10 protein-coding genes are annotated in these 11857 nt (G+C 72.6%); 2 read left to right on the forward strand and 8 right to left on the reverse strand.

The window, feature by feature from the left end; translation table 11 throughout:
• Positions 1-5 precede the first annotated feature (5 nt).
• From ACIGDI_RS15810 to ACIGDI_RS15835, 6 genes are all read right to left on the reverse strand, one after another.
• Positions 6-749, reverse strand: a complete 744-nt coding sequence (locus tag ACIGDI_RS15810) for a hypothetical protein (protein WP_399897627.1) — start codon at positions 747-749, stop codon at positions 6-8.
• 218 nt (positions 750-967) lie between these two features.
• Positions 968-1951 carry an aldo/keto reductase gene (locus ACIGDI_RS15815; RefSeq protein ID WP_399896184.1) on the reverse strand — a complete coding sequence of 328 codons (984 nt, stop codon included), beginning with the start codon at positions 1949-1951 and terminating at the stop codon, positions 968-970.
• 89 nt (positions 1952-2040) lie between these two features.
• Positions 2041-2703: an NUDIX domain-containing protein gene (locus ACIGDI_RS15820; protein WP_399896187.1), complete on the reverse strand. Its 663-nt coding sequence runs from the start codon at positions 2701-2703 to the stop codon at positions 2041-2043.
• A 65-nt stretch (positions 2704-2768) separates the two neighbouring features.
• On the reverse strand, positions 2769-4217 hold the full coding sequence (locus ACIGDI_RS15825) for an alpha-amylase family glycosyl hydrolase (RefSeq protein ID WP_399896189.1): 1449 nt from the start codon (positions 4215-4217) through the stop codon (positions 2769-2771).
• Positions 4214-6967: an MGH1-like glycoside hydrolase domain-containing protein gene (locus tag ACIGDI_RS15830; RefSeq protein ID WP_399896192.1), complete on the reverse strand. Its 2754-nt coding sequence runs from the start codon at positions 6965-6967 to the stop codon at positions 4214-4216. The genes ACIGDI_RS15825 and ACIGDI_RS15830 overlap by 4 nt, the downstream gene beginning before the upstream one ends.
• Before the next feature lie 120 nt (positions 6968-7087).
• A complete protein-coding gene (locus ACIGDI_RS15835; protein WP_399896195.1) occupies positions 7088-7582 on the reverse strand; it encodes a PaaI family thioesterase in 495 nt (164 codons plus the stop codon).
• Positions 7583-7721: 139 nt separating this feature from the next.
• On the opposite strand from ACIGDI_RS15835, the gene ACIGDI_RS15840 reads away from it, so the two are divergent.
• Positions 7722-8207, forward strand: a complete 486-nt coding sequence (locus ACIGDI_RS15840) for a helix-turn-helix domain-containing protein (protein ID WP_200701847.1) — start codon at positions 7722-7724, stop codon at positions 8205-8207.
• Positions 8208-8240: 33 nt separating this feature from the next.
• Here ACIGDI_RS15840 and ACIGDI_RS15845 read toward each other — a convergent pair whose 3' ends face one another.
• Both ACIGDI_RS15845 and ACIGDI_RS15850 read right to left on the reverse strand, forming a co-directional pair.
• Positions 8241-10220, reverse strand: coding sequence for a heavy metal translocating P-type ATPase (locus tag ACIGDI_RS15845; protein ID WP_399896198.1), 1980 nt, complete (start codon positions 10218-10220; stop codon positions 8241-8243).
• A gap of 41 nt (positions 10221-10261) precedes the next feature.
• Complete coding sequence (locus ACIGDI_RS15850; RefSeq protein ID WP_399896201.1) at positions 10262-11416, reverse strand: acyltransferase family protein; 1155 nt, start codon at positions 11414-11416, stop codon at positions 10262-10264.
• Between the two features lie 192 nt (positions 11417-11608).
• Here ACIGDI_RS15850 and ACIGDI_RS15855 point away from each other — a divergent pair, with 192 nt between their 5' ends.
• Entirely contained in the window at positions 11609-11857 is a 249-nt protein-coding gene (locus ACIGDI_RS15855; RefSeq protein ID WP_142147538.1) for a hypothetical protein, read from the forward strand.

The raw sequence follows: 11857 nt of genomic DNA on the forward strand, positions 1-11857 counted from the left end.
CGGGCCTACGCCAGCAGGGACGGCCGGCCCGGCGGCATGACCGGCCTGGCCGGCACGGGCCCCGAGACGACCGGGGGCATCGGCTCGTGGCGCGGGCGCCTGCGGTTGCGGCGGGACTCGTGGAACAGGGCCAGGGCGATCGCGGCACCGACCGCGATCAGGTGCTCGCGGCCGGCCAGGTTGGGTACGGCGATCGACTCCCAGACCATCGAGCCGCCGGTGAGGGTGAACACGATGGGCGCCCGCCGGACCACCGAGATGTAGGTGAACAGGCCCACGACGGCTGCCGACGGTCCCGTGTCGAGCACCTGGCCGACCTCCGGCGGCAGCCCGATGCCGTGCCAGGCCGGCCCGATGGCGAGCATCACCCGCACCATGAGGGTGCCGGCGAGCGTGGTGGCGTAGGAGATGACGAGGGTCCTGGCCCGGCCCAGGGCGAGTTCGGCCAGCGCGAAGGCGAGGAAGAGCTGGGTGATGCCCGCCCACACCGGCAGGTCCAGGGCCGGCACGTACAGGGACACGGGCGTGCGCAGCAGCGCGAGCCACAGCGGCAGGTCGGCGTAGACGCCGCCGAGCAGCCGCACCACGGTGGCGCCGGTGCGGTGCTGTGCGATGGCGTGGAAGAAGATCACGCCGCCGGCGGCCAGGAAGGCCAGCGAGAGGGCGGGCAGTCCCCGGCGTCTGAGTTGGCGCAGCGGATCGGCGATGATGCCGTCCCACTCGCCCCGCAGGGTGCGCCAGACGAACAGCGCGACGCGCCACCACCACGCGGCGCGCGGCCGTTCGGTCCGGCGCCCGGGTATGTGGTCCGCGGCCCCGTCGCCGTCCAGTCCCCTGTCGGCGCCGTCCCAGCGCCGTGTCTCCCTGTGCAGCAAGACTCCCCCGTCTCTCGTACGGCGGCCCCACCGACCGTATGCATCGAAATGCAACCGTTTCTAGAGACTGTGGAAAAGAGGGCCGGGTTGCCTCAGTGCGCCGAGTCCAGCCGGAATCGCTGGTCGTCCGACAGCTCCAGGTCCACCGCGGCCAGGCTCTCCTCCAGCTGGGCCACCGAGGACGCGCCGACCAGCGGCACGACCGGCAGGGCGCCACCGAGCTGCCAGGCCAGGACCACCTGGTTGACGGTGGCACCGGTCTCCCGCGCCACCTCGCGGAGCGCGGCGAGACGGGCCGGGGTACCCGGGTGGTCGTACTCGGCCGGGAGCCGGTCCGGGCGGACGTACGCCCCCTTCAGCAGGGGCGAGTAGGCGACCAGGGTGAGGCCGGGCTCGGCCCGCAGGTAGCCGAGCATCTCGGGGCCTACGGCACCGAGGCTGCCGTCGGGGAAGAGGCCGCCGGGCACGTCGAGGCGGGGCCGCAGGTAGCTGTGCTCGTACTGGAGCACCTCGTAGCCGGGCAGTCCGGCCGCCGCCGCGATCGCCCGGGCCCGCTCCACCCGCCACACGGCCTGGTTGCTGACCCCGAGCAGGCCCACCGCGCCCTCGGCGACCAGTCGGGCGAAGGCCTCGATGGTTTCGCGCTGCGGGACGGTGTGGTCGTCGATGTGGGCGTAGAGCAGATCCAGCCGGTCCACGCCGAGGCGTTCGCGGCTGCGCTCGGCGGACTCGCGGATCACCTTCGCGGACAGCCCCTCCGGGTTGTCGACGTAGTCGGTGCCGGGGGCGAGCGGGCGGGCCCCGAGCTTGGTCGCGATCAGGATCTCGTCGCCGACGCCGCGGCTGCGCCGCCAGCGGCCGAGGAGTTCCTCGCTCTGGCCGCCCTGGCCACCGTCCTCCCAGAAGGCGTAGTTGTCGGACGTGTCGATGAAGGTGCCGCCGGCCTCCACGTAGCGGTCGAGGACGGCGAAGGACGTCTTCTCGTCGGTGCGGGAGCCGAAGAGCATCGCGCCGAGGGCCAGGACGCTGACCTCGCGGCGGGTGCCGGGGGCGGTTCCGATCGTGCGGTACCTCATGGATGTCCTCCCGTTCGTGCCCGCGCGGAGGTGCGGGCACGAACGGGAGTCTCGTTCCTGAAGCGCACTTCAAGTCAAGGGGGTGCGCGCTACTTGGCGAACGGCCCCTCCAGGGCGGCCCATTGGAGCAGCATGATGGTCTTGGCGTCGTTGATCCCGCCGGTGCGGATCATCTCCAGGGCGCGGCGGAAGGGCAGTTCGACGATCTCGATGTCCTCGCCCTCCTCGTGGAGTCCGCCGCCCTCGTGGGTGCGGGTCGAGGGGCCGTAGGCGGCGGCGTAGAAGCTGACGCGTTCGGTGACGGAGCCGGGGCTCATGTAGACGTCGAAGACGTGCCGGACCTCGCCGATGGTGTGGCCGGTCTCCTCCACGACCTCGCGGCGCACGGCGAGTTCGGGGTGTTCGTCATCGTCGTCGAGGAGGCCGCCGGGGGTTTCGATCAGCATGCCGTCGGGGTGGCCGTTGACGTAGACGGGGAAGCGGAACTGCCGGGTGAGCAGGACGGTTTCCCGCTCGGTGTCGTACAGCAGCATGGTGGCGCCGTTGCCGCGGTCGTGGGTCTCGCGCTGCTGGGTGGACCAGCTGCCGTCGGCGCGCCGGAGGTCGAAGGTGGTGGCGCGCTCGACGTACCAGTGGCTGGAGAGCAGTTTCACCTCGCGCACCCTCACGCGGGGGTTGCCGGTCAGGTCGAGGCCGGTCCTGTCCAGGCCGGTGCGGCCGCGACGGTCGGGGGTGTCGATGCCGGCGGTCATCGGACGCCCCCGGGCGGGAGGAGGATGGTGCGGTTCGTCATGGTCGCTTCCTACCACGGCCCTCTTCAGGTCACGGCGAGCACGTGGGAGTGCCGGGCGGGCAGGTCGACGAAGAGGCCGGGCCCGAGCAGGGCGTCGCCGTCGCGGTCGTACGCCTGGTCCGTGAGCAGGTCGGTGAGCCGGCGGGGCCGGCCGGCGAGGTCGGGCCAGGGCAGCGGGACCTGGCCCTGGGCCGGGGCGTCGGAGTGGTTGACGATCACGACGTGGCGGGTGTCGGCGCCGGTCCAGGTCCAGGCGAGCAGGTTGCGGTGGGTGTCGTTGTCGGGCCAGCCGGTGGTGGTCAGCAGCCGCCACTCGCCGTCGCGGACGGCGGCTGCGGCAGGCAGCAACCGGGCGTAGAAGGCGCGGAGTTCCTCGTCGACCGGTTCCGGTGGGCGGCGGTCGAGGAACACCGGCGGGCGGACCGTGCGGCCCTCGAACTGGCCCTCGTGCCAGAGGGTGGCGCCGGGCAGGGTGGCGACGGTGACGGCCGCGGCGGGTTCCCGGCCGCCGGGCAGGGTGGCGGCGGCGCGGGGTTCGTCGTGGTTCTCCAGGAAGCGGACCAGGCCGCGCTGGTGGGCGAGGTCGGCCCGGAGGTGGGCGCGGACCGACTCGGCGTCCTCGTGGACGAGGCGGTCGTAGAGGCGCTTGTCGTAGCAGTGGTCGAAACCCTGCTCCTGGAGGGCGTGTTCGAGGTCCCAGTAGGCCTCCGCCACGAAGAGCATGCCGGGGTGGCGGGCGCGCACGCGCGGGAGGACGTACGGCCAGAAGTCCGCGGCGGGCGGCGGGCCGACCCGGTCGCCCCAGGTCTTGGCGAACACGTCGTTCATGAGCAGCATCGCCATGTCGCAGCGCACGCCGTCCGCCTGGTCGCCGATGGAGACGAGGGTGTCCACGGTCGCGGTGCGCAGGTCCGCGCCGAACGCGTCGAGCTGGACCACGTCGTGCCAGGGCGCGAAGTACGGGTCGCGGCCGTTGGCGTAGATCCGCCCGCCGACCTCCAGGAAGCCCTCGGGCGAGCGGGCCAGGTCCTCCTCGGTGCCCCGGACCAGGCGCTCGGGGTGCGCGGTGAGCCAGGGGTGGTCGGGGGCGACGTGGTTGGGGACGTAGTCGACGAGCAACCGCAGCCCGCGGGAGCGGAGTCGGGCGCGCGCCTCGGCGAGGCCGTCGGGTCCGCCGAGGCCGGGGTCGACCACGTAGTCGCGTACGCAGTAGGGCGATCCGGTGATGTCGGCCTCGGTGAGGTCGGGCAGCGCCTCGCGGAAGGAGGCGAGGAGTGCCTGGTCGCGCAGGGCGATGGCGAGGCCGGCCGGGCTGCGCTGCCACACGCCCATCAGCCAGACGGTGTCGATCCCGGGCCGGGCGATCTCGTCCCATGCCTCGCCGGGCACGTCCCCGAGGGTGACGCGGCGGCCGTGGCGGGTGCTCAGCTCACCGAGCCAGATCAGGGTGTTGACCTCGTAGATCACCGTCATGAGAACGGCTCCTCCTCGTCCACGGTGAAGTGTTCGTCGTCGGCGGTGCGGGGGGCGTCCGTCGGCCGCAGGGACTCCCGGGCGCCGCGGTGCCAGTCCTCGGCGCTGACGGTGTGGAACACGGTGGCGGTGGCCGCGACCAGGCCGGTCCAGCCGGTCTGGTGGGAGGCGCCGAGACCGGCGCCGTTGTCGCCGTGGAAGTACTCGTAGAAGAGGATCAGGTCCTTCCAGTGCGGGTCCTTGGCGAACTTCGCCTGGGCGCCGTGCACCGGGCGGTGGCCGTCCTCGCCGCGCAGGAAGGTGGCGGTGAGCCGGTTCGAGATCTCGCGGGCGACCTCGTAGAGGTTCATGAGCCGGCCGGAGCCGGTCGGGCACTCCACGGTGAAGCCGGGGCCGTGGTAGGCGTGCAGGTTGAGCAGGGCGCGGATCAGCAGCAGGTTCATCGGGAACCACACCGGACCGCGCCAGTTGGAGTTGCCGCCGAACATGCCGGAGTCGGACTCGGCGGGCAGATAGCCCACGCCGTACGTCTCGCCGTGCACCTCGAAGGTGTACGGGTGGGCCGCGTGGTGGCGGGAGAGGGACCGGATGCCGTGCGGGCCGAGGAACTCCTCCTCGTCCAGCATGCGGGCCAGGACGCGGCGCAGCCGGTCCTCGCCGAACAGGGCGAACAGATACCGGCCGTGGTGCGCGGGATCGGCGTCGAGGTGCTGGGTGACGACGGCCTCGACGGCCGGGTGGCGCCGGATGAACTCCTTCGCCCCCTCGACCAGTTCGGGGAAGCTGCGGTCGGCGTGGCCGCCGAGCACACTGGTCGCCGCGAGCGGCAGCAGGCCGACCAGGGAGCGCACCTTCAGCCGGGTCGCGCTGCCGTCGGGCAGCCGCAGCACGTCGTAGAAGAAGCCGTCCTCCTCGTCCCAGAGGCCGGCGTTGTCCTTGCCGATGCGGTTCATGGCGACGGCGATCCAGGCGAAGTGCTCGAAGAGCATCTGCGCCTGCTCGATGTAGACCGGGTTGTCCACGGCGAGTTCGACGGCGATCTCCAGGAGGTTCTGGCAGTACAGCGCCATCCACGCGGTGCCGTCGGCCTGGTCGATGTGGCCGCCGGTGGGCAGCGGGGCGCTGCGGTCGAAGACGCCGATGTTGTCCAGGCCCAAAAAGCCGCCCTGGAAGACGTTGTTGCCGTCGACGTCCTTGCGGTTGAGCCACCAGGTGAAGTTCTTCATCAGCTTCTGGAAGGCGTTCTCCAGGAAGGCGCGGTCGGCCTTGCCGGTGCGGTGCTTCTCCAGTTCGTGGACGAACAGCACGGCCCAGGCGTGCACCGGCGGGTTGACGTCGCCGAAGTTCCATTCGTAGGCCGGGATCTGGCCGTTGGGGTGCAGGTACAGGCGGCGCAGCAGCAGCTCCAGCTGGGACTTGGCGAAGCCGATGTCGACCATCGACAGGGCGATGGTGTGGAAGGCGAGGTCCCAGGCCGCGAACCAGGGGTACTCCCAGGTGTCCGGCATCGAGATGACCGCGTCGTTGACCATGTGGTACCAGGCGCTGTTGCGGATGCCGGGGTCACCCGCGAGGGGGTCCACGCCGTGTTCGGCGAGCCAGCGTTCGACGTCGAGGTAGTAGTACTGCTTGCTCCACAGCATGCCGGCGAGGGCCTGGCGGACGACCCGGCGCTCGTCCTCGTCCATGCCGTCCGGGACGACGCTGTCGAAGAAGGCGTCGGCCTCGGCTCGGCGCAGGTCCATCGTCGCCGCGAAGTCCGCCCAGGGGTCGGCCGGTTCGCGGTCGGTCAGCCGCAACCGGACGGTCGCGCTCCCGCCCGCGGGGAGGGTGAGGACGCTGTGCAGGGCGGCCTTGGTGCCGGTCCGGTCGGGGTTGACGGCCGCGGTGTCGCCGTGGACGACGCGGCGGTCGATGCCGTCCTTCACGTACGGGGTGGGGTTCGGGATGCCGAAGACGCGCTCGTTGTTCGTCTCGTTCTCGGTGAACAGGGCCTCGGCGTCGGTGTCGCAGTACAGCCGGCGGGTGCCGAGTTCCTCGTGGTCGGCACGGACGGCGTCCGGGGTCAGGCTCAGGCTCGGTACGGCGCTCCCGCCGGCCCAGGACCAGGTGTGCCGGAACCAGAGGGTCGGCAGCAGGTGGAGGGTCGCCGGGTCGGGTCCGCGGTTGTGCGCGGTGATCTCGATCAGCAGGTCCTCGGGGCCGGCCTTGGCGTACTCGACGAAGACGTCGAAGTAGCGGTCCTCGTCGAAGACGCCGGTGTCGAGCAGTTCGTACTCGAAGTCGTGGCGGGTGCGGGCGCGGTTGGTGTCGACGAGGTCGGTGTAGGGGAACTCGCCCTGCGGGTACTTGTACAGGTACTTCATGTAGGAGTGCGTGGGCGTGGAGTCGAGGTGGAAGTAGTACTCCTTGACGTCCTCGCCGTGGTTGCCCTCCTGGTTGGTCAGGCCGAACATCCGCTCCTTGAGGATCGGGTCGCGGCCGTTCCACAGGGCGAGCGCGAAGCACAGCCGCTGCTTGTCGTCGCTGACTCCGGCGATGCCGTCCTCGCCCCACCGGTAGGCGCGGGAGCGGGCCTGGTCGTGGGTGAAGGAGGACCAGGCGTCGCCGTTCGTGCTGTAGTCCTCCCGTACGGTCCCCCACTGGCGTTCGCTGAGGTAGGGGCCCCAGCGGCGCCAGGCCGCCCGTCCGGTGTCGGCCTCTTCGAGCCGCTGCCGTTCGCCGCCCGCCGTGCCGCTGTCCGCCGCCATCGCCGCCTCCTCGTAGGCCCGGCATCGCTCCCAGACTCGGGGGCGCGGGTCCGGCCCGCAATGGCTGGGCGGCGGAGGGGGGACTTCCGGGTGCGCGCGCCCTGCGCGGTGTCCGGCGACTCAGGCGCCCGGGACCGGGAACAGCATGCAGCTGCTGGTGGCGTGCGCGAGGAGCCGGTCGGCGGAGTCGAAGAGCTGCGCCTCGGCGAGCGCGGTGCGCCGGCCGCTGCTGAGGACGCTGCCGACGGCACGGACCTTGCCGGTGTCGGCGGTGATCGGGCGCAGGAACTTCACGGTGAGGTCGAGCGAGGTGTAGGCCACGCCCTGCGGGAGGGTGGACTGCACGGCGCAGCCCGCCGCGGAGTCGAGCATCGTCGCGTAGACGCCGCCGTGGACGCTGCCGATGGGGTTGTAGTGCTCCTCGCCGGGCTCCAGCGAGAACACGGCGTGCCCGTGGTCGACCTCTTCGAGGTCCATGCCCAGGGTGGCGGCGATCGGCGGCGCGGGCAGCCGGCCGGCGAGGATCTCGCGCAGGAAGTGCAGGCCGGAGCCCTGGCCGACGGTGGCCGCGGAGATCGCGGGGTCGTCCCAGTCGTACGTACGTGAGCGTTCCATGCGGCTGCGCTTCCTCCTTGGCCCGCGAGGCCTCCGACGCCGTCGTCCGGTCCTCCGGGGCCGTCTGACTCTGTTCGCCGAAGCTAGCTTCCGCTCCGCTGACTGTCAATGTCGAAGCCAGGTGCCCTACGATGGCCGTATGAAGTGGCTCGAGATGAGCACCGAGAACTGCCCGGTGCAGCGCACCCTCGACCTGGTCGGCGAGAAGTGGACGCTGCTGCTGTTGCGCGACGCCTTCAACGGGGTACGCCGCTTCGACGACTTCCGCCGCCATGTGGGGCTGTCCGAGGCGGTGCTCGCCGACCGGCTGCGCAAGCTGGTCGCGGCCGGCGTCCTGCGGACCGTCCCCTATCAGGAGCACGGCAGCCGGACCCGGAACGAGTACCGCCTCACGCCCAAGGGCCGCGATCTGTGGCCCGTGCTGGTGGCGTTGCGGCAGTGGGGCGAGACCTACGTCGGGGACCCCGAGGGCCCGACGCTCGACATCCGGCACCGGGACTGCGGCGCCCCAGTGCGCGTCGTGGTCGAGTGCCCGGACGAGCACACCGCCCTCTCCCCCACCGAGGTCACGGTCGTGCCGGGCCCGGCGGCGCGCCCGCTGGCCCGGCCGTCGGCCGGCACCTGATCCGCGGCCTGCCGCCCCGAGGGCGGCACGGCGTCAGGCGCCCTCGATCAGGGCTCGCCCCCACGCCCGCTCCCGCAGCAGGCGCAGTCCGTTCAGGCCGACGATCACGGTCGAGCCCTCGTGGCCCGCGACCCCGAGCGGCAGCGGCAGCGTGCCCGCGAGGTCCCAGGCGACCAGGCCGGCGATGAACACCCCGGCGATCACCAGGTTCTGCACGACCAGTCGCCGGGCCCGGCGGGAGAGGGCGACGACGGCGGGCACGGCGGCGAGCTCGTCGCGCACGACCACCGCGTCCGCGGTCTCCAGCGCCAGGTCCGAGCCTGCCCGGCCCATGGCGACACCGGCGTGCGCGGCGGCCAGGGCGGGCGCGTCGTTGACGCCGTCGCCGACGACCAGGACCTTGCGGCCGACGGCCTCCAACTCCCGCACGGCGCCCACCTTGTGCTGCGGCAGCAGCCCCGCCCGGACGTCCTCGATGCCGGCCTCCGCGGCCAGGTGCGCCGCCGCCCGCGGGTTGTCGCCGGTCAGCAGCAGGGGGGCGGTGCGGGTGAGGGCGGTGAGGGAGGCGACCGTCGCGGCGGCGTCGGGCCGCAGCCGGTCGGCCAGGCCCAGGACGCCGACGGGGGCCCCGTCGGCGAGGACCAGGACGGCGGTACGTCCGCGCTCCTCCGTCTCGGCCGCGAGCACCGCCGCCAGGGCGGCCCCGGCGTCGTCCGCTCCGGAGAGCAGCCGGGCGGGGGCGCCGACCTCGACCCGGCGTCCGTCGACGGTCGCCACGACCCCCACCCCGGGGGTGGAGCCGAAGTCCTCGGCGGGCGGCAGCGCCAGTCCACGCTCCCGTGCCGCCGCCACGACGGCCCGCGCCAGCGGATGCTCGCTGGGGTGCTCGGCGGCGGCCGCCAGAATCGTCAGCTCCCGCTCCCCCAGGCCCGATCCGGGCAGCGGCCGGACGTCGGTCACCCGGGGGAAGCCCTCGGTGAGCGTGCCGGTCTTGTCCAGCGCCACGGCGTCGACCTGTCCGAGCCGTTCCATCACGACCGCGGACTTCACCAGCACGCCGTGCCGGCCGGCGTTGGCGATGGCCGACAGCAGGGGCGGCATGGTGGCCAGTACGACCGCGCACGGCGAGGCGACGATCATGAAGGTCATGGCCCGCAGCAGCGCGCCCTTGAGGTCGTCGCCGAGGGCGATCGGCACCAGGAACACCGCGAGCGTCGCCGCCACCATGCCGAGCGAGTAGCGCTGTTCGACCTTCTCGATGAACAGCTGGGTCGGCGCCTTGGTCTCGGACGCCTCCTCGACCATGCGGACGATCCGGGCGATCACCGAGTCGGAGGCGTCGCGTTCGACGCGGACGCGCAGTGCGCCCGTGCCGTTGACGGTCCCCGCGAACACCTCGTCGCCGGGTTCCTTGGCCGCGGGCAGCGGCTCGCCGGTGATGCTCGCCTGGTCGACCTCGCTCGCCCCGTCCAGTACCCGCCCGTCGGCGCCGACGCGTTCACCCGGCCGTACGAGGACGATGTCGCCGACCGCCAGCTCCTCGACCGGCACCGCCTGTTCGGTGCCGTCCGGAGCGATCCGGCGGGCCGTGGCCGGTGCGAGGTCGAGCAGTCCTCGCACCGAGTCGGCGGTGCGGGCCGTGGCCAGGGCCTCGAGGGCGCCCGAGGTCGCGAAGATGACGATCAGCAGCGCGCCGTCCATCACCTGGCCGATCGCCGCCGCGCCGAGGGCGGCGACGACCATCAGCAGATCGACGTCGAGGGTCCGCCCCGCGAGCGCCTTCAGGCCCTCCCAGCCCGGCTCCCATCCCCCGGTCGCGTACGCCAGCACGTACAACGGCCCCCACAGCCAGGCCGGTTGCCCCGCCAGCTGAAGCGGCAGGGCGAGCAGGAAGGCGGCCGTGGCGGCGAGGGCCCAGCGCGCCTCGGGCAGTGCCAGGAGGCGGGTGCGGCGCGGGGGTGCGACCGTGTCGGGTGCGGAGGCGGAGCGGGGTGGGGTGAGGGTGGAGGTCACCGGCTCACCATACAGGAACACATGAAGAGTCATTCATCTCTTCATTGGTTGACCGGTGCCGCTCCCTTCCGTCCACCGCGGCGGCGCAGCAGCAGCCGGCGCGCGGGGCGCTCCACCTTCTCGTACAGCAGCCAGGACAGCGCCAGGGACACGGTGAACGCCACGGCCGTGACGGTCAGGCCCTCCACGAAGCCGTAGCGGGGCTTGACCCCCAGCAGGGCGGTACCCGCCCGCAGGACCAGCAGATGGACCATGTAGAAGGCGAAGGAGAGCTCCCCGAGCCGCACCAGCCGGCGGTGGCGCCACAGCGAGGGCAGGCCGTGCAGGTCCGCGACGGCCGCCGCCGGGATGAGCAGGGCGAAGCCCAGGACCGTGCAGGTGGTCGCCGGGTAGCCGGCGGTCACCTGGGGTACCAGGAAGTAGCCGATGATCGCCAGGGCGAGGGAACCCTCGAGGCCGGGTCCGCGCCAGCGGTCCAGGAGCACCAGCCGGGCGACGGCGGCGCCGAGCACGAACTCGGGGAGGCGGGCGGCGGGGAAGGAGTACAGCGGCTGCCCGAACCAGTGGTGGGCGTCGGCCCAGGCCAGCACCAGCACCGACAGCAGCGACGCGGCGGCCAGCGCCGCCGAGCCGCGGGCACCGAGCCGGCGCAGCAGGAGCGCGAGCAGGGGGAAGGCGGCGTAGAAGAAGGCCTCGCACGCCAGTGACCAGCTGACCGGGTCGAGCGTCTGCCACCACGGGCGCCACCAGGAGTGCAGCAGCAGGACGTTCGCCAGGCCCTGGCTCAGGGTCGGCATCGCCATGCGGGGCAGCGTCCAGGCCATGAGCAGGGCCAGGGCGGCGGTGACGAGATGGACCGGGAGGATGCGGGCGACCCGGCGTCTCCAGAAGGCCGGGGCGCGGTCGCCGGGCCGCGCGGACCACATGAGCACGAAGCCGGAGAGCACGAAGAAGAACGACACCCCCGTGCCGCCGGCCCCGAACGCCCATGTCGCTATGCGGCCGGCGGTGCCGCCGAAGTAGCCGAAGTTGTGCACGTGCAGGCCGAAGACCAGCAGCGCGGCCATCCATCTCAGTCCGGTGAGGGACGGCAGCGAGGGTGCCGCGGTCCTGGCGGTCCTGGTCGTGGGGGTGGTCGCGGGTGCGGGCGAGGTCCTCGGTGTGCCGGCCGGCGCCGTCCCGGTCGCCGTCGTCATCGAGTCAACCTCCCGAGGATGTGCGTAGGAGACATGAGAGGGAGCGTTGCCGGTTCCCCATCTTCCAATCGGTCGCGTAGGCAACGTCACACGAACGGTGGGCGTAAGCGGAGTCGTCCCTGGTGTTAGGCCCCCGCTACCGGTGGGTCTATCGTCGGAACCGTGGGCCAGAGCGTGGGAGGTCGGCCGGTGATGCCGCAGGACGAGGCCGTGATCGGCTGCACGGGGAAGCTGCTGGTGGGCACCCGCGGAACGGCGGGCCCCGGCGAGATCCTGGTGCGCGTACGAGGTGGCTCCGAGACCTTCATCGCCTGGTCGGACGACCCTCTGCCGACGGGGGCGACGGTGCTCGTGATCGAGTCACGGGGATGCCGTGAAGTCGGCGTCATCGAGTGGCAGGATCCACTCGCCGCGTTCGGCGACCGTGCCGACGCTGACTGA

Source organism: Streptomyces sp. NPDC085900 (assembly GCF_044540925.1).
Lineage (GTDB): Bacteria > Actinomycetota > Actinomycetes > Streptomycetales > Streptomycetaceae > Streptomyces > Streptomyces gilvifuscus.

Bases quoted from the DNA above. Each gene is read 5' to 3' on its own strand.
- ACIGDI_RS15815 (WP_399896184.1), bottom strand. From the start codon at position 1,951: ATGAGGTACCGCACGATCGGAACCGCCCCCGGCACCCGCCGCGAGGTC.
- ACIGDI_RS15820 (WP_399896187.1), bottom strand. From the start codon at position 2,703: ATGACCGCCGGCATCGACACCCCCGACCGTCGCGGCCGCACCGGCCTG.
- ACIGDI_RS15825 (WP_399896189.1), bottom strand. From the start codon at position 4,217: ATGACGGTGATCTACGAGGTCAACACCCTGATCTGGCTCGGTGAGCTG.
- ACIGDI_RS15830 (WP_399896192.1), bottom strand. From the start codon at position 6,967: ATGGCGGCGGACAGCGGCACGGCGGGCGGCGAACGGCAGCGGCTCGAA.
- ACIGDI_RS15835 (WP_399896195.1), bottom strand. From the start codon at position 7,582: ATGGAACGCTCACGTACGTACGACTGGGACGACCCCGCGATCTCCGCG.
- ACIGDI_RS15840 (WP_200701847.1), top strand. From the start codon at position 7,722: ATGAAGTGGCTCGAGATGAGCACCGAGAACTGCCCGGTGCAGCGCACC.
- ACIGDI_RS15850 (WP_399896201.1), bottom strand. From the start codon at position 11,416: ATGACGACGGCGACCGGGACGGCGCCGGCCGGCACACCGAGGACCTCG.
- ACIGDI_RS15855 (WP_142147538.1), top strand. From the start codon at position 11,609: ATGCCGCAGGACGAGGCCGTGATCGGCTGCACGGGGAAGCTGCTGGTG.